Source organism: Friedmanniella luteola (genome assembly GCF_900105065.1).
Taxonomy (GTDB): domain Bacteria; phylum Actinomycetota; class Actinomycetes; order Propionibacteriales; family Propionibacteriaceae; genus Microlunatus; species Microlunatus luteolus.
On the sequence record NZ_LT629749.1, the window covers coordinates 2,988,639 to 3,006,779 of the forward strand.

Annotated in this window: 20 protein-coding genes and 1 pseudogene; 11 read left to right on the forward strand and 10 right to left on the reverse strand. The window is 68.9% G+C overall.

Annotated elements, in window-relative coordinates; all coding sequences use genetic code 11:
* Positions 1–78: 78 nt before the first annotated feature.
* Both BLT72_RS14040 and BLT72_RS14045 read right to left on the reverse strand, forming a co-directional pair.
* Complete coding sequence (locus tag BLT72_RS14040) at positions 79–342, reverse strand: hypothetical protein (protein ID WP_157720504.1); 264 nt, start codon at positions 340–342, stop codon at positions 79–81.
* Between the two features lie 56 nt (positions 343–398).
* Positions 399–1,208, reverse strand: a complete 810-nt coding sequence (locus BLT72_RS14045; RefSeq protein WP_091413625.1) for a hypothetical protein — start codon at positions 1,206–1,208, stop codon at positions 399–401.
* Between the two features lie 556 nt (positions 1,209–1,764).
* On the opposite strand from BLT72_RS14045, the gene BLT72_RS14050 reads away from it, so the two are divergent.
* From BLT72_RS14050 to BLT72_RS23585, 3 genes and pseudogenes are all read left to right on the forward strand, one after another.
* Positions 1,765–2,181: a hypothetical protein gene (locus BLT72_RS14050; protein ID WP_091413627.1), complete on the forward strand. Its 417-nt coding sequence runs from the start codon at positions 1,765–1,767 to the stop codon at positions 2,179–2,181.
* A 652-nt stretch (positions 2,182–2,833) separates the two neighbouring features.
* Positions 2,834–2,932, forward strand: a pseudogene (locus BLT72_RS23580) (hypothetical protein); the annotation flags it as partial.
* 43 nt (positions 2,933–2,975) lie between these two features.
* Positions 2,976–3,350, forward strand: coding sequence for a TraM recognition domain-containing protein (locus BLT72_RS23585; protein ID WP_425349248.1), 375 nt, complete (start codon positions 2,976–2,978; stop codon positions 3,348–3,350).
* 870 nt (positions 3,351–4,220) lie between these two features.
* Here BLT72_RS23585 and BLT72_RS14060 read toward each other — a convergent pair.
* The 5 genes from BLT72_RS14060 to BLT72_RS14080 all read right to left on the reverse strand — a co-directional run bounded on the left by BLT72_RS14060 (position 4,221) and on the right by BLT72_RS14080 (position 8,800).
* A complete protein-coding gene (locus BLT72_RS14060; protein WP_091413630.1) occupies positions 4,221–5,702 on the reverse strand; it encodes a sensor histidine kinase in 1,482 nt (493 codons plus the stop codon).
* A complete protein-coding gene (locus BLT72_RS14065) occupies positions 5,699–6,382 on the reverse strand; it encodes a response regulator transcription factor (protein WP_091413584.1) in 684 nt (227 codons plus the stop codon). The genes BLT72_RS14060 and BLT72_RS14065 overlap by 4 nt, the downstream gene beginning before the upstream one ends.
* Before the next feature lie 71 nt (positions 6,383–6,453).
* A complete protein-coding gene (locus tag BLT72_RS14070) occupies positions 6,454–6,951 on the reverse strand; it encodes a hypothetical protein (protein ID WP_091413582.1) in 498 nt (165 codons plus the stop codon).
* Between the two features lie 2 nt (positions 6,952–6,953).
* Positions 6,954–7,844, reverse strand: coding sequence for an ABC transporter permease (locus BLT72_RS14075; protein ID WP_091413580.1), 891 nt, complete (start codon positions 7,842–7,844; stop codon positions 6,954–6,956).
* Entirely contained in the window at positions 7,841–8,800 is a 960-nt protein-coding gene (locus BLT72_RS14080; protein ID WP_091413578.1) for an ABC transporter ATP-binding protein, read from the reverse strand. Before BLT72_RS14080 ends, BLT72_RS14075 begins: the two co-directional genes overlap by 4 nt.
* Before the next feature lie 363 nt (positions 8,801–9,163).
* On the opposite strand from BLT72_RS14080, the gene BLT72_RS14085 reads away from it, so the two are divergent.
* The 5 genes from BLT72_RS14085 to BLT72_RS14105 all read left to right on the forward strand — a co-directional run bounded on the left by BLT72_RS14085 (position 9,164) and on the right by BLT72_RS14105 (position 14,228).
* Positions 9,164–9,754 (forward strand): recombinase family protein, encoded by a 591-nt coding sequence (locus BLT72_RS14085; protein ID WP_231930061.1) that lies wholly within the window; start codon positions 9,164–9,166, stop codon positions 9,752–9,754.
* Entirely contained in the window at positions 9,751–11,097 is a 1,347-nt protein-coding gene (locus BLT72_RS14090; RefSeq protein ID WP_091413632.1) for a hypothetical protein, read from the forward strand. Before BLT72_RS14085 ends, BLT72_RS14090 begins: the two co-directional genes overlap by 4 nt.
* A gap of 302 nt (positions 11,098–11,399) precedes the next feature.
* Positions 11,400–12,494 (forward strand): hypothetical protein, encoded by a 1,095-nt coding sequence (locus BLT72_RS14095; RefSeq protein ID WP_091413634.1) that lies wholly within the window; start codon positions 11,400–11,402, stop codon positions 12,492–12,494.
* Between the two features lie 530 nt (positions 12,495–13,024).
* The gene (locus BLT72_RS14100; RefSeq protein WP_091413636.1) at positions 13,025–13,399 is read left to right on the forward strand and encodes a site-specific integrase; all 375 of its coding nucleotides are present in this window, start codon (positions 13,025–13,027) and stop codon (positions 13,397–13,399) included.
* A gap of 199 nt (positions 13,400–13,598) precedes the next feature.
* Positions 13,599–14,228, forward strand: a complete 630-nt coding sequence (locus BLT72_RS14105; protein WP_197677037.1) for a maleylpyruvate isomerase family mycothiol-dependent enzyme — start codon at positions 13,599–13,601, stop codon at positions 14,226–14,228.
* On the opposite strand, the gene BLT72_RS23590 is transcribed toward BLT72_RS14105, so the two are convergent.
* Positions 14,169–14,804 (reverse strand): class I SAM-dependent methyltransferase, encoded by a 636-nt coding sequence (locus tag BLT72_RS23590; protein WP_091417481.1) that lies wholly within the window; start codon positions 14,802–14,804, stop codon positions 14,169–14,171. The genes BLT72_RS14105 and BLT72_RS23590 overlap by 60 nt on opposite strands.
* On the opposite strand from BLT72_RS23590, the gene BLT72_RS14115 reads away from it, so the two are divergent.
* The 3 genes from BLT72_RS14115 to BLT72_RS14125 all read left to right on the forward strand — a co-directional run bounded on the left by BLT72_RS14115 (position 14,763) and on the right by BLT72_RS14125 (position 16,451).
* Positions 14,763–14,942 carry a metal-sensing transcriptional repressor gene (locus BLT72_RS14115; protein ID WP_091413637.1) on the forward strand — a complete coding sequence of 60 codons (180 nt, stop codon included), beginning with the start codon at positions 14,763–14,765 and terminating at the stop codon, positions 14,940–14,942. The genes BLT72_RS23590 and BLT72_RS14115 overlap by 42 nt on opposite strands.
* 68 nt (positions 14,943–15,010) lie before the next feature.
* Entirely contained in the window at positions 15,011–15,391 is a 381-nt protein-coding gene (locus BLT72_RS14120) for an ArsR/SmtB family transcription factor (RefSeq protein ID WP_091413639.1), read from the forward strand.
* Complete coding sequence (locus BLT72_RS14125; RefSeq protein WP_091413641.1) at positions 15,345–16,451, forward strand: cation diffusion facilitator family transporter; 1,107 nt, start codon at positions 15,345–15,347, stop codon at positions 16,449–16,451. Before BLT72_RS14120 ends, BLT72_RS14125 begins: the two co-directional genes overlap by 47 nt.
* Positions 16,452–16,555: 104 nt before the next feature.
* On the opposite strand, the gene BLT72_RS14130 is transcribed toward BLT72_RS14125, so the two are convergent.
* Both BLT72_RS14130 and BLT72_RS14135 read right to left on the reverse strand, forming a co-directional pair.
* Positions 16,556–17,260, reverse strand: coding sequence for a class F sortase (locus tag BLT72_RS14130; RefSeq protein ID WP_091413642.1), 705 nt, complete (start codon positions 17,258–17,260; stop codon positions 16,556–16,558).
* A 12-nt stretch (positions 17,261–17,272) separates the two neighbouring features.
* On the reverse strand, positions 17,273–18,007 hold the full coding sequence (locus tag BLT72_RS14135) for a CHRD domain-containing protein (protein ID WP_197677038.1): 735 nt from the start codon (positions 18,005–18,007) through the stop codon (positions 17,273–17,275).
* Positions 18,008–18,141: the final 134 nt, after the last annotated feature.

Below are 18,141 nucleotides of genomic sequence, written 5' to 3' on the forward strand. Positions count from 1 at the left end.
CCACTGCCACCGGCCGAGGGCCGTGCCCTCGCCGCCCGCTCGAGCGCCGACCCTCGAGCGGTGGCGTAGCCCGGCCGGTCATGAGGCACGCCCGTCGAGGGCGCGACGCCGGTACGCCAGCGCCGCCTGCAGCTCCGCCGGCGTGAACGCCGTCAGCGCCCGACGGGCCGCCTGCACCTCTCGCAGCTCGGTCATGCAGCCGTCCAGCCGGTAGATCGCCTCGTCCTCTCGGCTGGCCACCTCGAACAGCCGAGCGATCTCCGCCGTCGACCGCCCCACGTCCTCGGTCACGGTCGTGCCGGAACCGACCATCGGGCGCTCGGTCGACTTCTCATCTGTCACGCTCGGCGTCACCTCCACCAACCGAAGGGGCGCCACACCTGCTCGGTGGTCACCGGTCATGCCGCGAACCACTCTTCTTCGGCACACGCCTCACTCAGGGCGGTCATCGTCCGGCGCGCTCGACGGCGCACCGTCACCGACGACACACCGAACGCCTCCCCCACCGCCGCCGACACCCGGTCCCCCATCAGCCCTGAGCGGCTGCGCCGGGTCACCGACGAAGCACTATCGGCGGTCGCCACCAGGCACAGCAGCAGCGACCGGTCCTCCGTGGTGATCACGTTGGCCTCGCACGCCCACGCCAGGAGCGAGGCGAGCTCCTCCTCCGCCGACGTAACTGTGGGCGGCGCGGCGACGGCCGCCCAGCAGTAGCTCGCTGGGTCGAGCGATCGGGTGCGGCTCCACGTCCGGTCCGACCGTTGCAGCTGGCTGGCAACCCCGCAGTCGAGCATCACCGCCACCCGCAAACTCGCCAGAACGTTTGCGGCCACCTTGCCCAGCCGCTGCCACGGGAAAGTGCGCACCTCGATCCACAGCTGCGCTGCCACCAGCTCATCGATCCGAGGGGACAGAGTCTGCAGCCGCCGGGCCACCGAGCGGGCACTGGGCAACAACACCGACGCCAACACCGCGGCAGCTGCCACGCTGTCACCACCCGACGTAGACGCCAACCGCGCCAACGCCTGCAACACGCGATCCGCCGCGCCAGGCTCAGCCACCCTGAGCCACGGCCGCAGCTCCAATAAGCCATCGACCGCCTGAAGACGATCGTCCTCGGTCGCCCACCCCGGCCACAGCGTCGCCGCCTCCCGCAGCAACTCGCTGTCTACACCGTCCAACCCCAGTTGCTCCGCGACACCAGTCACCTCGCCACCCCTTCCGCCCTCGGCTACGCGAAAAGGTGGCAAGCAGACGTCACCGAGCGCGCACCCCCGAAGACCTCAGGAAGGGGGTGCAAGAGCGGGGAACAAACAATCTGGCCTTGTCAGAGCATGTCCCCCGAACGCTAAGCGGGCACTCCCGTGGTCGACGCTGGCTTCCGGCGTCAGCGCCTGCTCTGCCCGGTGTTGCGCCTGCCGTCACCGGCAGGGCACCAGTTATGGGTGCACCCCCCGGCTCCGGTTGTCACCCTGCCCTCGGGCTGGAGGTTCCGGCGGGCCCTCAAAGTAGGACGGCCCTAGCCGTCCCGTTCCCCCACCCCACCCGCAGCGCCGCGCCGGCAAGGTGCCGATCGAACTCGGGGAACCGGTCGAATCCAGCCTCAAGCCCCGCCCACCCGGACCGAGCTCATGTTGTTCGACACCAACAGCCGCGGGCGCGACGACAACGCCTGATAGAACGTGGCGTAAACGACACCGGAAACCGGGACAACCTGGTTCCCGGCCGGCGGCGGCGCCCTCGCCGCTGCCCGGCCTGGGTGTCGTGCTGGTGATCCTGGTCGTCGGCACGATCGTGGTGTGGCCGAAGGGCCAACGGCGGATGCGGCCGGACCTATCGGCCCGCCACATGGGCCGCGGCCGCGACGTCGACCACCTCACCGCCGCCGGTTCAGCGCGCATCGGGAAACGACTGGGCGCCGAGAGCCCAGGCCTGCCCATCGGAAAGGCCGTGGCCGGGCGGCGGATGCTGCATACCAGCTGGGAGGACATGGTCATCCTGGTCGCAGAGCCCCGCACCCAGAAGACGACCGCCTACGCCGTCCCTGCGCTGCTGGCCGCACCCGGCGCCGCTCTAGCTACCAGCAACAAGCGGGACCTGTACGACACCACCCGCACCCCTCCGCGCCGAGCACGGCCGACTGTGGCTGTTCGACCCCCAAGCGATAGCCGCGCCTGGTAGTACAGCCACCGGGCCGGGCTGGTGGTGGAACCCGCTCACCTACATCGCGCCCACCGACCCGGCCACCGGTCGGGCGGCCCGGCTGCCCTCGGGACAGGTGGTGGCGTCGGAGGCCCGGGCGGACAGGCTCGCCGCGCAGCTGGTCACCTCCGCACGCCCCGCCGGCGCCCGGGTCGACGCCTACTTCGACACCGAGGCCGAGGCCGAGAACCTCATCAGCCTCCTGCTGCTCGCCGCCGCCTGCGGCGAGCAACCGCTGACCTGTGTCTACTTCCTGGCTGACCAGCCTCGACGACGACGCCACCGACCTGCTCCGGTCCAACCGGTTCACCCTGCAGGCCCAAGCGCTGTTCGCGCTGACCCGGCTCCCCGACAAGCAGCGCGAAGGCGTGTACGGGACCGCCCGCTCACTGCTGTCCTGGCTCCGCAACCGCGACGTCCACCCCTGGATCACCCACGACCTCGCCCGGCCGGCGTTCGACCCGGTCGCGTTCGCCGGCTCGACTGACACCCTGTACGCGCTCACCAAGGAGGGTGTGGGCTCGGTCGGCCCGCTGGTCGCCGCCCTCACCATGGCCGTCCTCGACGCCGGACGCCCTCGAAGACGCAGCGACCCGCTCACCTGGTGGCCGGTTGGTGGTGCCGTTCGTCGGTGTCCTCGACGAGGCGGCGAACATCTGCCGGATCCGGCACCTCGACGCCTACTTACTCCCACTTCGGGTCCCGCGGCATCATCCTGCTCACGATCCTGCAGTCCTGGGTCCAAGGCGCCGAAGCGTGGCGCGACGAAGGGCATCGAGAAGCTGTGGTCGAGCGCGAACGCCCGCATCTACGGCGGTGGTGTCGACGACCCCGCCTTCCTCCGCCGGCTCTCCGACCTCATCGGCACCGCCGAACGGCTGCACCGCACCGCCAGCATCGGCCACGGCAGGCGCACCATCACCCGCACCACCCAAGACAAGCCGATCCTCACCCCCGCCGAGCTCCGCGAGCTCCCCCAAGGCCGAGCGGTCGTGTTCGCCTCCGGCACCCCCGCCGTCCTCACCCACCCCATCCCCTGGCGGGAAGGAGCCACGCCACCACCATCCACACCGCACTCACCCAACCCGGCGAGGCAGCGGCGTGACCACCACCGAGCCCGGCGTCGACCTGGACGACGGCTTCTTTGACCTCGACGACGCCCCCACCCCACCGGCGCCGAGCCGCCGCCGCCGGCCCGGCGGGCCACGGCGGCCGCAGCCGCGGCGGCCGCAGCACCGGATGCGGGAGCAGGCCAAGCCGGCGGACTTCTACCCCGACGTCGCCGCCTTCGTGGCCGGGTTCCTCGCCCCCACCTACGCCCGCGATGGCACGACCAAGACACCGAACGCCGCTGGTGCTCCCGCTGGTGACTCCACACCGAAGCCATCGTCCGCCTCGAAGCCCTCTGGAAAGCCTGAGAAACCCTCCGCCTCGACCCCACAACCGGCGCCAGCACCTAGCTCCGCGACCACGCCGACCCCACCATGGCCATGCTCACCCACCCGGCCGGACAGTTCGCCCGCTGCAAACCCGGCCGCCACCACAACCAGCCGCCACTCGTCCTCGACCCACCACCACCCGGCGTGTTCAGCGACCCCACGCCCTAGAACAACCGGACAAGGTGTCCAGGCCTGCGCCGCTCAGGAGACCTGGCCAAGCCGCCGAGCCGGCTGACAACTTGGCTGCCCCTCACCTGCCGGTGGCTGGGCACCACACCCCTGCCGACCCCGCGTAGCTGCCGATCCTGAGCAGGATGGTGGACCAGTCAAGGGTGCCGCAGGCATCGCGCAGCGACGGCGCAGCCGCCCTTGAGGAGCCCACCAGCCTGTCCAACACTCGACGCGGCGGGGCACATCGAGAACCCGATATGGTTTCCGCTTGAGGGCAGGCTATGGGGTCGGATGGGTGTGCCGTAGAGGAACGTTGAGCGAGACGCGGCACCTGGCGGGTGTCGGAGAGCTTGATCGCAAGGAAGCATTCTCGACTCGACGAGCGGCCGCTGTAGTGCTTGGCTCTACTCATACATGAAGATGCCGAGACCCTGTCAGGCGACTTGAGTCACCGCTGGCGCTCTGCGTCGTAGGAAGTAGGACGGTCACGGTCATCGCGGGTCCGTGCTCGCAGGTCGATGGGGTGGGCACTCCGGAGCTCTGGTGGTGACCGGCGGAGCAGAGCCGGAGCTCGCCGCCGGCGCGCGTCACGGCGGCCGCCACCAGGGCCAGCCCAAGGCCGAACCCAGGGCGAGAGCGGGACTCGGCGGCGCGGCTGAACCGCCGAGTGGCGGTGGCGAGCAGCTGGGCGTCCATGCCGGGACCCGCGTCCTGCACCTGCAGCCGCCCGACCGCCCCGACCCGGTCGACGTGCACGTGCACCGGCGGCTGCCCGTGCAGCAGGGCGTTATCCAGCAGGTTCCCGACAACTTGCGCGAGCTCGACCTCGCCCACGGCCACCTCAACGGGCGCCGGAGCCTGGAGATGAAAGCGGGGCTCCGGGCGCGGCGGCTCGCCGTCGGCGGTGCGGTTGCGCTCGTGAACCGCCTGCCCGGCGACGTGCGCCAGGTCGACACTCCTGTCCTCGTAGAGGCCATGGGTCTCCGCGCGGAGCAGCTGCTCCGCCAGCCGGGTCAGCCGGTCCAGGTCCGTCCGGACCTCGCGCAGAATCTCTTCGTGCTCAGTGACGGTGCGTGGTCTGCGGAGCGCGAGCTGGACGCGGGTGGTGAGCAGGGTGAGCGGGGTGCGGAGCTCGTGGCTGGCGTCGCGGACGAAGTCGCGTTCCCGTTCGAGGGCGGTTTCGAGGGCGTCGAGCATGGTGTTGAGGGTGCGGCCGAGTCGGGTGACCTCGTCGTCGCGCTGCTCGGAAATCCCGAGCCGGACGCCGGGGACTCCGTGGACGATCTGGTCGGCCTGAGCGCGGTAGCGCTCCACGGGACGTAGCGCGGATCGTGTCAGCAGGTAGCCGACGGCTGAGGTGAGGACGAGCGCGCCGAGGCCGGCGATGCCGAGCTGGAGCAACAGCTCGAGCAATGCTTCGTCGCGGTGGTCGCGCCGGACGGCGACCACGAGCACCTTTGCTGGTCCGCCAGTGTTCGGCAGGGGGACGCCGTAGGCGCGGAGCGGGTGGTTCTTGATCGGGAGCAGGGCGCCGATGTCGCGACGCACTGGAGCGGTCAGGGCCTGGCGTGCGTCGGCGGTATCGAGGAGTGGTTCCGGGCCGGCGGTGGGGCTGGCGGTGAGGACCTGGCCTTGTGCGTCGAGGACTTGGTAGATCTCGCTGCGGTCGCTGGCGGAGGCGTCGGTGCGGAAGGCACCGGTGTCGGTGATGAGTGGGGTGAGCCGGGTGCTGATCTCGGTGAGGTCCTCGTTGACCTGTCGGTCGAGGGCGAAGTGGACGCGCCAGTAGACGAAGCCGCCAGCGGCGAGCAGGACCAGCAGCATGGTGGCGGAGAACCCGGCGACCAGTCGCACTCGCAGGGGCAGCCGAGCCAGTCTGCTCGCGGTCATCGTGGGTCCGGTTCGACGCGGTAGCCGGCGCCTCGCCGGGTGGTGATGGTGCTGGTGTCGAAGGGCCGGTCGATCTTGGCGCGCAGGCTGGCGACGTGGACGTCGATGACGTTGCTGCGTAGGTCGGTGTCGCCGTCCCACACCTCGTCGAGGATGGTGTAGCGGCTGACGACCTGGCCGGCTCGTTCCAGCAGCAGCTGCAGGATGGCGAACTCGCGGGCCGACAGCTCGATCTCCTGGCCGGCCCGGGTGACCCGGCGGGACAACGGATCGAGCGCGAGGTCGCCAACCTGCAACGGCTGCTCGGTGTCGTCGAGGTGCGCGCGGCGGTGCAGGGCCCGGATCCGGGCCAGCAGCTCCTCGAGCTCGAAGGGCTTCGCGAGGTAGTCGTCGGCGCCGGCGTTCAGTCCGTCCACCCGGTCACTGAGGCTGGTGCGAGCGGTCAGCATCAGGATCGGGGTGCGAATCCCGTACTCGCGGAGCCGCCGGCTGATGGTGGCTCCGTCGAGGCCGGGCAGCATCCAGTCGAGCAGCAACACGTCGTGGTCGCGGCCGGTGAGGGCGGCCTCGTAGGCGGAGGGGCCGTCGTGGTGGGTCTCGACCTGCCAGCCCGCCTCGACGAAGGCCTGCTCGAGCAGGTCGGCGAGCCGGATGTCGTCCTCAGCCAGCAGGATCTTCATCGGGGTGCCGACCTCCTCTCGGGCCACGACCGTAACGGGCGGGACCGCTCGACGGCCTGCATTCAGCACGGTCAGGCGTCGGGGTCGAAGCAGACGTCGAAGGCGTTGACCGGGTTGGGGACCTCGCGGCCGTTCGTGTCGGTGATGGTGAAGCTGCCGAGGAGCTTGGCGGGGGCGCCTGCGGTGTAGCAGCTGTTGGCGTGAACCTGCAGCTCGAACTTCGCCTCTTCCTGCAGAGTGCCGGTGCTGTCGACGAAGTTGACGAGGCAGAGCCAGTCGGGTCCGGCGCCGACGTCGGGCACGTTCGCGCCGCCGCGGTCGCAGGTGCTGGTGGTCTTCATGGAAGCGGGGCTGATGCCGGGGTGGCCCAGGATCTGCTGCTGCTGGATGTAGAGGTTGCTGAAGGCGGGGTTGAGCGAGTTCTCGACGCGGGTCTTGGTGATCTCGGGCTTGCCGAGCATGACCAAGGCCAGAGCGACGGCTAGCGCGGCGACGAGGGCTATGGCGGCTCGGAACAGCGTGGCGGGTCGAGGGGTGGCCCATCGGCGGGCCGTGGTGGTGCTGGACATGGTCATCCTTCGGTGAGGTCGCGGTTGCGCAGCGAGCGGTAGGCCAGGACGAGGCAGAGGGCGGTCCAGGCTGCGCAGACCGCGAGCCCTTGGACGAGGGGTCCGTAGAACGGTGTGGCGGTGAGCAGTCCGTGCCAGGCGTCGAGCGGGGTCGTGAGCAGGAGGCGTCGGAGCAGGCCGATCCCTCCGACCGAGCCGAGCAGGCTCATCGCCAGACCGAGCACCACGGGCCCGACGACCCCGAGTGCGGGGTTGCGGGTGCGGACCGACAGCAGGATGGACAGGGCGGTGAAGCCGATGAGCACTGGGAATGCGGCTGCCCATGCGGCGATGACGAGTCCGAGTGCGGTCGATGGCGTGATGGTCTGCCCGGTCAGGCCCGTCAGCGGCTGCCGGCCGACGAGCAGGACGCCGGAGGCGATGGCGGACACCGCGAGGGCCGAGTAGGCCACGGCGGCGAAGGTGAGCGCCGCGAGTGTCTTGGCTCGGAAGATCTGGGCACGGCTGACCGATCGGGTGAGAATGGTCTTCCAGGTCCCTTGTTGGTCTTCACTGGCGAAGATGTCGCCCGCCACCAGGCTGGTCAGCAGCGGGAGGACCCACTGGCTGATGAAGCCCAGCAGCAGGAGTGGGACCGCGAAGCCGCTGAGGTGGATCAGCTTGCCGTAGAGCGTGTCGGCGGGAGGTCGTTGGCCGCGCAGGATCAACACGATGATCGGCGGCGCGATCAGGCAGCCGATGATCATGGCGCGGACCCGGATCAGGGCGGCGAGCTTGACGAGTTCCCAGTGGTAGGCAGTCCGGGTCCCGGCGCGCTGCAGCTTGGCTGCGACGCGACGAGGACGGCTTGAGTCGGGGTTCGCGGTGCTGGGCTCCGTGGCGGTGGTGGTCATCGGGTCGCCTCCTCGAGGTCGGTGTGGGCCGGTGTGGCGGTGGTCGCGGGGGCGGATTCGGTGAGCATGAAGAACAGCGATTCCAGGGGTGCCTCGCCGAGGGTGAGGCTGCGGATGGCCAGCCCGGACCCGACGACGTCAGCGACGTAGGCGTCGATCGCCGTCTGCTGGCCATGTACCGCCAGCTGGCCGTCAGCGGCGCTGACACTGACATCCGCCCGCCCGGCCAGGGCGAGCGCGGCGGTGTCGTCGTTGGTGCGGAGCAGGTGGGCCTGGGGAGGCGCCTGCCGGCGCAGGTCGGCGATCGTCCCGTGGTAGGCCACTGACCCGCGCTTCATGATCGTGACGTTGTCGCATATCTCCTCGACCTCGTCCATGTCGTGGCTGCTTAGCAACACCGTCAGACCGGACGCCGCGAGCCGCTTCACCAGCGCTCGCATGTCCCGGATCCCGGCCGGGTCCAACCCGTTGGCCGGTTCGTCCAGCACCAGCAGCCGTGGGTCTCGCAGCAGAGAGGCGGCGACGCCGAGCCGCTGCCGCATCCCGAAGGAGTAGCCGGCGACCTTGTCGCCCTCCCTGCCGGTGAGGTCGACCACCTCGAGGACCTCCTCGATCCGGTCGGCTCCGGAGCCGCCGTCCAGACCGGCCAGCAGCTGAAGGTTCCGTCGGCCGCTGAGGTAGGGATAGAAGCGGGGGCTCTCGATGAATCCGGCCACGCCGTCGAGGGCGGCCGTCCCGTGCTCCGCCCAGGTCCGGCCGAAGACCTCGAGCTGGCCCGCGTCGGGGCGGATCAACCCGAACAACATCCGCAGGAAGGTCGTCTTCCCGGCCCCGTTCGGGCCGAGCACCCCGTACACCTCGCCTTGGGCGACGCGCATGGAGATGCCGTCGACGGCGGTCAGGGCGCCGTACCGCTTCGTCAGACCTTCGGCCTGCACGGCCAGGAGTTCACTCATGTCCCGGACGCTAGGCCGACCACCATGAAGGGACGATGAAATTAAGTTTGCGGCGGCCTGTTAGGGCTCGGCCGCGCTGCGGCCCGGCCTAACGCGTGTCAACAGAGCCAAGGGATGGCATGTCGCAGGACCTTAACCTAAGCCGCACTTCATCCGCGCACCTTCAAGGACCCGCCTCGCCTCGCAACTGCCGACATCAGCGCAGGTGTGAAGCGGCCCGTAAGCCGACCCGTCAACGGCACACCAAACAGCCACTCCCCCGGCGTGCCGCCCACGCTCAGCCCGTTGTGCCGCAACACTGGTTCGGTGATGCGTGTCAGTTACCGGAGGACTTACGGCGCAGGTATGCCGTGCTGATCGGCTATGCATGGGTCTCCACTGACTGGCCAGGACCTCACCGCCCAACGCGACGCCCTCGCCGACCTCGGCGTTCAACCCGACCGGGTCTACGCCGACCACGGCCTCAGCGGCACCAACCGTGACCGGCCCGGACTCCGCCAGGCCCTCGCCGCCTGCCGCAACGGCGACACCCTGGTCGTCACCAAGCTCGACCGGCTCGCCCGGTCCCTCCCCGACGCCCGCGCCATCGCCGACGAACTCACAACCAGCCAGGTCAAACTCAACCTCGGCGGCTCCGTCCACGACCCCACCGACCCCGTTGGCCGGCTCCTCTTCAACGTGCTTGCCATGGTCGCGGAGTTCGAGGCCGACCTTGCCCGCATGCGCACCCGGGAAGGCATGAAGGTCGGCCGCGCCAAAGGGCGCCTTCGCGGCAAGCAACCCAAACTCAGCCCCCGCCAGGAGGCCCACCTCGTCAGCCTCTACCACGCACGCGAGCACACCGTCGGCGAGCTGTTCCGGGTCACCCGGTCCACGGTGTATCGGGCAGTGCGTCGAGCGTCTCCGCAAGAACTCAAAGTCGGTTCCGGTCTCGAGCCGCTAGGTCCAAAATGAGCGGCGACATCCTAGAGACGATGGCTGCGGGCATGACAGGTCGGTTTTGGTGGCTACGCAACGGTGTTCCACAGCAGCCCCCCACGAACGGCCACATCCGCCGGAACGAGGACGGCTACTGGGTCGTCGAGGTCGAGGGTTGGCGCTCAATGGAGAACGGCACGGAGTCCGACGACGAGCGCTACCCGGATTCCATGATGGGAGTGCTTGGTAAGGGCACAGTCTTCCTATCTGACCGACGGCGGCTCACCGACTTCTCGTTATGGTCCGGCCAGCGAATTCATGTCGTCCGTTCGACCTTCGAGACCGCTGCCACAGGCCTCGACGTGAACACTGTGGAAGCCGACGGCATCATCGAGGCCGAGATTCTGTTCCCGAACCAGAACCCCTGGGACCGGTCAGAGCGACCTGACTGGCGCTATCGCGATGCGGACGAGCCGCTTGGACGAGGCGCATCGCTGGACCTTCCTACAGCCGAGGCTACGAGGCTGGCCATCGGGGATGGAGTCACTCTGACTGTGCGGCCGACGTGGTGGTCAGACCGAGACATCGAACAGATCCGGATCAATCCAGCTCTGAGCCTGAAGCTCTCGGCCGCCGAACCCAGGCCAACGGCCGAACTAGTCGAGGCGTTCGAGTGGATGCAGGACCTGATCGGGCACTGCTGGGGCGGCCGGGTCCTTCCCGTCCCCGGGGCCAGCAAGGTGAACTCGGTCCAGGTGGAGCCGGGGCGCTTCTGGTCTCAGCGCCTGTTCAAGCACCACCACGTCCAACTGGCTGACCTGTCTCACCCGTTCCCCGCAGTGCACCTTCCCGACCTAGGCGGTCCGCGAGCATTTGTTCGGTGGGTAGCCCTCTGCCGACACTTCTCCCGAGCTACGCGAGCAGTGTCCGAGGGTCTCTACGTCGGGGCGAGCGCCGAGACGAGGCTGCTCAACGCCATGGCTGCCATCGAGTACTGGGTGAAGCGCCACGAAGGCCGACCCGACTGGGCGAAGGTCTGGAGTACGGGACCCGTCAATCCGATGCACGCCCTCATTCGCCACCTCAAGCCAGCGTTCAAGCCGTGGGTCCGTGACGGAGCGCCGTTCAGCCAGCGGATCTGGAACGACTACAACTGGCTAAAGCACAACCCCGAGTTCGAGGTCGACTACACGCTAGTCCGAAGGTTCACCTGGGCGGCCGAGACGATGCTGCTCGCCGACCTCCTCAACGAGGTCGCAGGCACAGCCGTCCCCGGCAACCGACTCGCGGCGCACCGCTGGCAGCTGCGCGAGACGGTGCAGGAGCTGTTGCGCGACAAAAGCCGCTCGGCTCCGCCTTCGAGATGGACATCACCGTGACGGCGACCCACCTTGCGACGATGGCCTGCCGCCGCTAGCGCGACTGGCCGGTTGGACTGCCGATGGAGGAGCCGATGATGCCGACCCTAAGAAGCTAGCGGCAGTACCGACGTCGACGCCAGGCGCCGTAGCACCTAGTGCCGACCTCGGATCTGCCCGAGTCGGCCCGTCGCCGCCGCCCGAGGGGTGTGGAAAGACATCTGTATATGACACGGCGCCCGCGCTGAAACGTAAAGTTGCTCCGACGACGGGAGCGGACCATCGACTGGGTCGGCCAGAAGCCCACGAACCACCAGGGCTGGGTGACGGTGGCCGCCCAGCGGATCCGTGATGTCCTCGAGCAGGAATACGCCGTCCTCCGGCGCGAGGTCGAGGCGCGACTCGCCGAGTACTACTTCGAAAGCAGCAGCGACCGATTCAACATCTACCCCCACATCACCACCGCCGCTCTGCGGCAGCTCACTGACTCCGGTGAAGTGGTCGCAGAGGAAGGTGCGACCCGCGGAAGCTCCGTAATCCCCACCATCCACTTCTCGGAGACCAAGGGGCGAGCTACCAACATCAACCGCGCTGCAGCCAGGAAGCGACTGCTCTACGCCCGGTTCCGGAGCTGGTCGCAGGCCAGCAGCCGGTACCCGCGCGGCCAGATTGGACCGGCAGGTGAGGCCGCCCTGCGGGCGGCTGTGATCCGCTCGCAACAGGTCAACCCGTTCTTCGCCGACGCTGGCGAGGTCGCCGAACAGTTCGGGTACCGCTTCGATGGCCCTCTCGACAGCGGCGGGTTCGTCCTGTCCCCCGGTCCGACAGCCATGCCCGTTCCTGTCGCAGTGCTGATCGAGATGAAGAACCTGCGTACCTGGCTCTACGCGAAAGATCCAGAGGTGTGGCAAGTGCTACGCAAGGCTCAGCGCCTTCAACTCCACGACCCCAGCCTCAACGTCTTCCCGGTACTGGTCTGCCGACGCGCTCACGCCCAAGTCCGATGGATGGGCCAGCAACTAGGGTTCATGGTCATCGAGACCAAGGCCAACTTCATCGGCACAGTCGACGAGCGAGACGCTCGAGAGGTCCGCACGGAACTGCAGTTCATCGACCTCAAGGTGGGAGCAGAACCGAGCAAGGCAATGATCAAGACCTTCGCCGCCACGATCCCCCGGTGGGCAGCCCACTACGCCAGCACATGGCGTACCCGCTGCCACGACCCCTCCTTCGCCGACCCGATGGCCGTCCTGGCCAGCTCCCGCGACGATGCTGAGCGGGATGATGCGATGGAAGAACTACTCGAAGCATCCGAGGCGCTCGATCTGCCGGGTTGGCGGCTCAACGACTACCGACCAAGTCGCGACGACCAAGATGACGTGGACGAAGACGACATCGATGAGGACGTACCCGGCTAGCACACCCTCAGATAAAGGACGTTATCTCACGGTCTTGTCGGTGCCGGCAGCTAGCGTGCTGCAGGTGACGCTGCCCCCCCTCGAGGTGCCTCTCGACCTGGCTGTCCGCCCGTTCGGGCGGAGCCGCTGGACCGGCTGTCCGGCTCGAGCGCCGATGACCCGTTCCTGCGGCTGGCCGCTGGCTGGCTGGTCGGGCACCCGGCGAACACCGCGACCACCTGCCGCCGCGACCTCGAGGCCTGGGCGAGGTGGTGCACCCATCTCGGGGTGCACCCGCTCGCCGCGGAACGGTACCCTGTCGACCTGTGGGTCCGTCACCTCACCACCACCCCGCAGCCCCGGACCGGCCGACCGGCGGCGCCGGCGACGGTGGCGCGGAAGCTGTCGGCGCTGTTCGGGTTCTACGACTACGGCGTCCACGACGCCCAGGTCCTCACTCACTCCCCCGCCGCCTCGGTCCGCCGGCCGCGGGTGTCGGACGAGTCGCAGGCGGTCGGGCTGACTGCCGATGAGCTCCGTCTTCTCCTTATATATGCAGCACAGACTCACCTAGGTCGCTGGCGCTGGTCTCGCTGCTCACCTTCTGCGGGTTGCGGATCTCCGAAGCGCTCAACGCTGAGGTCCGCAACTACGGCCACGACCACGGCCACCGCGTCCTCAAGGTCATCGCAAGGGCGGCAAGACCGCCCGCGTCGCCCTCGCCACCGGTCGTTCGGGCCCTCGACGACTACCTGGCCGGCCGCACCACCGGCCGCATCTTCGTTGGCCGCGATGGCGAGAGCCGCTACAGCTACAAGACGGCTAACGAGCAGATCGCCCGGCTCTGCCGCTCCGCCGGCCTCCCCGCCGGGGTCACCCCGCACAGCCTCCGACACTCCCACGCCACCGAGTCACGGTCCCGCTAGCTGCCGATCCTGAGCAGTGGGGTGGGTCGGTCAAGGCTGGACGGAGTCCACCGCGTAGCGGCGCGGAGCGGTCTTGAGGGGTCCACCCCACTGTTCAACGCTGATCCAGCGGGGCCAGCGTTCTGCCGTTACAACGGCACACGTAGCCACAAGCCGGTCTGACAAGGTGTCCATGCGACCGACCCCCGGAGGAGTAGTGATGTCTGACGACCACACGACCATGGACATGGCCAAGAACGAGCGGTCGGACTTCTTGCGCCTGATCGAGGGGTTGACTCCCGCCCAGTGGGACGCGCCGACCCTCTGCGGCCGGTGGAGTGTGCGAGAGGTTGCCGCCCATGTCCTGAGCTATGAGGAGCTCAGCCCGGCCTCTGCCGCTGCCCTCTTCATTCGTGGCCGGTTCAACTTCGCCAGGATCAACGATCTTGCCCTTCAACCCTTCCAAGCCTCGACGTCGCAGCAGCTGACGGATCGGATGCGTGAACACCAAGTGCCGCAGGGGCTCACCAGCGCCCTCGGCGGCGGAATCGCCCTCGCCGACGGGATGATCCACCAGCAAGACATTCGTCGCCCCCTGCAGATTCCGCGGGTAATCCCGCCGGCGCGCGTCCTGAAGAGCCTGCAGATCGCGCTGCGGGCACCGACCCTTCCGAGCCGTCGGCGAGCTTCGCGGGTCCGACTCGTCGCAACGGACACTGACTGGTACCTTGGTCACGGCCCCAAGGTCCTGGGGCCTGCCGAGGCTCTGCTCATGTTGGTGGCCGGTCGCTCAGCAGCGGCCCGCGACTGTTCGGGCCCCGGCTTGCGTCACTTGTTCGAGTCGGAGTGACCGCAAACTCGTGGCGAAAGGCTGTCCAGATTGCCGTCGGCGGAATAGAGCCCAGGTGAACTGCTGCGTCGTTCCCCAAGGGGTGGCGTGGTCTTCCTGCTCGGCGTGTTCGAGAACGAATCCGTCAGTCCAAACACGGTTGAGCCCGGCAGGGTCGTAGCGGGCGGTGGGGAGTCCCGAACAGGTGGTGGGCCCCTGCGGTTCGAAACTTCCGAGCACTAAGGCCCCGCCGGGGCGGAGGGATCGGGCCACCAGCGTGGTGCAGCGGAGCCGAGCGGCCGGGTCGACCAGGAAGTGGAAGACAGCCCGGTCGTGCCAGACGTCGAACGTCCGTGTCGGCTCCCAGTCCAACAGGTCGGCCCGGATCAGCCGTACCGGGGAGTTCTCGGGCAGGCGGTCGCGGACCCGGGCTAGCGACGCCTCCGATATATCGACCACGGTCACGTCGGCATAGCTTGCCTCTAGAAGGCGGTCCACCAGCTGCGATGCACCGCCGCCGGCGTCGAGGACTGCCCAGGGCCAGCCGTCATCCGGATGCTCGACGAAGGCCAGGACTGCGATGCCGTCGTCACCCAGCCCGCCGCCGTCAGCCGCGCCCTCGACCGGGCGGGCTTCGCCATCATCGCCACCGGCCTCAAACAGTGCCTCGCCGAAGACGGCGCCGAAAGCCTCGACACCCAGAAGATGGAGAAGCTCTTCCTCTCCCTCGCCTGAACCGCTGCCGCCGCGGCCGAACAACGGGAGCATCGTCCGGCAGCTGGTTCATGTGAGAGAATCTTCGTATGCTTGAAGATACGAAGAGTAGAACGCTGTCGGAGGTGAGTGAGCGGACCGACGAGCAGATCGTGGAGCTGGCTGTTGAGGTGTTCACCATGCTGGCCGATGCCACCCGCGTCCGCATCGTGCTGGCACTCCAGGACGGCGAGCTCTCGGTGAACACCCTCGCCGAGCTGGTGGGCAAGTCACCGACGGCGGTGTCGCAGCACCTGGCCAAGCTGCGGCTGGCGCGTATCGTCGCCACCCGCCACGAGGCCAATCGCGTCTACTACCGGCTGGCCAACGAGCACGCTCGCCGACTTGTCGCCGACGCCATCGACCAGGCCGAGCACTCCGTTGATGACCACCCCGGTCATCACCGACGCACCATCAACGGGGGCGGCTGACGTGACTGCCCCCCACCACGAGCACCCGCATCCTCACCAGCACTCCCACTCCGACGAACCGCACACCCATGGCCACGACCACGGACACGAGCACGGGCACGAGCACCCGGCGGGGGTTAAGGGGTTCTTCTACGGCCTGTTCGTCCCGCACAGCCACGACTCGGCTGACTCGATCGACGACGCCCTGGAGGCCAGCGAGGCCGGCATCCGGGCGGTCAAGCTGAGCCTGCTCGGGCTCGGGGTGACCGCGGTTCTGCAGCTGATCGTCGTCGTGATCAGCGGCTCGGTGGCGCTGCTGGCCGACACCATTCACAACGCCTCCGATGCACTGACGGCGGTGCCGTTGTGGATCGCGTTCGTCCTCGGGCGGCGGGCTGCGTCGCGCCGCTACACCTACGGCTACGGGCGGGTCGAGGACCTGGCGGGGCTGTTCATCGTGGCCATGATCGCCCTGTCCGCTGTGGTCGCCGGCTACGAAGCGGTGCGACGGTTCGTGGAGCCGCAGCCGGTCACCAACCTCGGCTGGGTCCTCGCGGCCGGCCTGGTCGGTTTCGCTGGGAACGAGCTGGTCGCGGTCTACCGGATCCGGGTCGGTCGACAGATCGGGTCGGCCGCCCTGGTGGTCGATGGCGTGCACGCCCGCACTGACGGGTTCACATCGCTGGCGGTGGTGCTCGGGGTGATCGGCATCTGGTTGGGCTTCCCGCTCGCGGACCCGCTCGTCGCGCTGGCCATCAGCGTCGCCATCTTCGTCTTGCTGTGGGGCACGGCCCGTGACATCGGCCGCCGCCTCCTCGACGGCGTCGACCCCGCCCTGGTCCGCACAGCCGAAGACACGGTAGCTGCAATCCCCGAGATCGCCGGCGTCAACGCCATGAGGATCCGCTGGATCGGGCACCGGCTCGACATCGAAGCGACCGTGACCACCGACCCAGCGATGCCGGTCGGGCGCTTCCACGAGCTCGAGCACGACCTGACCGACGCACTCCACCAACGGCTGCCCAGTGTGCACAGCGTCCGGCTCGTCCCAGCTTCACACCTGCACAACGCCCATCAGTAGCGCGGCGGCCGCACCCAGCAGGTCGACGCTGCCGCGAACGCACCCGCTGGTCACCGCCGGTCCACTCCGCGTGCGCAAGGCTGCCGGCAAGCGTCCTCCACGGCTTAACCGGTGCGGTGGCCGAAGACGATGACGTTGCTGAGGTAGGAGTCGACGGGGTCGTACGGGCCGCCGCAGGTGACGAGGCGGATCTCGGGGCGGTCGAAGTCGCCGTAGTAGACCTCATCGGTGGGGAAGTCGTCCTTGGGGTGGACGGCGACCTTGTCGACGGTGAAGGTGACCCGGGTCTTGTCCTTCCGGGTGACGTGGATCTTGTCGCCCTTCTCGACCGCGCCGAGCTGGTAGAAGACCCCCGGGCCGGTCTTGCTGTCGACGTGCGCGCCGAGGACGGCGGGTCCGAGCTGGCCGGGGGTGGGGCCGTCGGCGTACAGGCCGACCTCGTCGGCGCTGCCCGGCACGTCGAGGGTGCCGTCCTTCGCGACTTCGAGGTCGACGAAGCTGGTGGAGCGGATGCCGACCGCCGGGATGTCGAGGACGGTCGGTGCCGAAGCGGGCAGGAAGGCGCCGATCGTGGTCCTCGGCTCCGCGGGCGAGGCAGACGTGGTCGGCTTCGGAGGCGCGCTGCTCGCGGCCACCGACGGCGTCGGCACGGAGGTGGTGCTGGCCCTGGGCGCGGGTTGTGCGGTGGCGGGTTGGGGCGGGCCGTCGCGTCCCTGCAGCCCTAGCGTCAGGACGACGACCCCGACGAGGATGAGGACGACGGTGGCCGCCGCAGCAACGAGACCGCTGCGACGACCCCCGTCAGCCATGACGTCCGACCCTCAGGCCTGGGTGCGGAACCGGCGGACCGCGACGAACCCGCTGCCGGCAGCGGCCAGGAGAGCGCCACCACCGAGGGCGAGCATCGTGGTGTTCGGTCCGGCGGCGGTCGCGCCACCCCCGGTGGCCATGCCGCCGTTCGGGGCGCTGCTCAGCACCCCGCACAGGACCGGGTCGGTGGCCTCGGTCGGCAGGTCGGGGTTCAGGTCGCTCTTGGTGTCCCCGCTGTACTTGCCGTCGCCGTCGTAGTCGACGCCGTGGATGACCACCGCCGACTCACCGGACAGGATGTCGTCAGCGACGTCCTTCGACACCTTGATGCTGCCGCGCTCGTAGCTGATCTCGCCGCCCTTCGCGGTGTCGAACCGGTCGACCGCGAGGCCGCTGTCCGGGCTGGTGTCGCCGGTCTCGGTGAGGGAGACCACGATCTCCCCGTAGGCCGGCACGCCCTCGCTGGTGTTGAGGTGGCCGTCGTCGTTGGTGTCATCGCCGAGGGTCGGGCACTCGTGCCGTGCTTCCTCGCCGTAGTGGATGTGGGCTGCGTGCGGCTGGTCGGCCAGCAGCCCCATGGCCGCCATGGTGACCGCGAGCGTCGTGCCGTCGACCTTCACCATGGCTGTGCCACTGCCATCGACCCCGTTGCCCTCGATCGCCTTCAGGTTCGCGTGCACGCTGCCCGTCGCCGCCAGCGCGGGACCAGCCCCGAACGCCACCAGTGCCGCCGCCCCACACGCCACCCCAGCCATTCTCTAAACGTTCCGCATCTTTCCTCCTCGAAAGAGTGGAGGCTCCGGCGTTGCACCCGGATGGTCCGAGTCACGGCCCCACCGTGCTGAGTTCGACACCGATGACGGCAAGGTTTGGGTGGCGC

Bases quoted from the DNA above. Each gene is read 5' to 3' on its own strand.
- BLT72_RS14060 (WP_091413630.1), bottom strand. From the start codon at position 5,702: ATGACCGCGAGCAGACTGGCTCGGCTGCCCCTGCGAGTGCGACTGGTC.
- BLT72_RS14065 (WP_091413584.1), bottom strand. From the start codon at position 6,382: ATGAAGATCCTGCTGGCTGAGGACGACATCCGGCTCGCCGACCTGCTC.
- BLT72_RS14070 (WP_091413582.1), bottom strand. From the start codon at position 6,951: ATGTCCAGCACCACCACGGCCCGCCGATGGGCCACCCCTCGACCCGCC.
- BLT72_RS14075 (WP_091413580.1), bottom strand. From the start codon at position 7,844: ATGACCACCACCGCCACGGAGCCCAGCACCGCGAACCCCGACTCAAGC.
- BLT72_RS14080 (WP_091413578.1), bottom strand. From the start codon at position 8,800: ATGAGTGAACTCCTGGCCGTGCAGGCCGAAGGTCTGACGAAGCGGTAC.
- BLT72_RS14085 (WP_231930061.1), top strand. From the start codon at position 9,164: ATGCATGGGTCTCCACTGACTGGCCAGGACCTCACCGCCCAACGCGAC.
- BLT72_RS14090 (WP_091413632.1), top strand. From the start codon at position 9,751: ATGAGCGGCGACATCCTAGAGACGATGGCTGCGGGCATGACAGGTCGG.
- BLT72_RS14105 (WP_197677037.1), top strand. From the start codon at position 13,599: ATGTCTGACGACCACACGACCATGGACATGGCCAAGAACGAGCGGTCG.
- BLT72_RS14115 (WP_091413637.1), top strand. From the start codon at position 14,763: ATGCTCGACGAAGGCCAGGACTGCGATGCCGTCGTCACCCAGCCCGCC.
- BLT72_RS14120 (WP_091413639.1), top strand. From the start codon at position 15,011: ATGCTTGAAGATACGAAGAGTAGAACGCTGTCGGAGGTGAGTGAGCGG.
- BLT72_RS14125 (WP_091413641.1), top strand. From the start codon at position 15,345: ATGACCACCCCGGTCATCACCGACGCACCATCAACGGGGGCGGCTGAC.
- BLT72_RS14130 (WP_091413642.1), bottom strand. From the start codon at position 17,260: ATGGCTGACGGGGGTCGTCGCAGCGGTCTCGTTGCTGCGGCGGCCACC.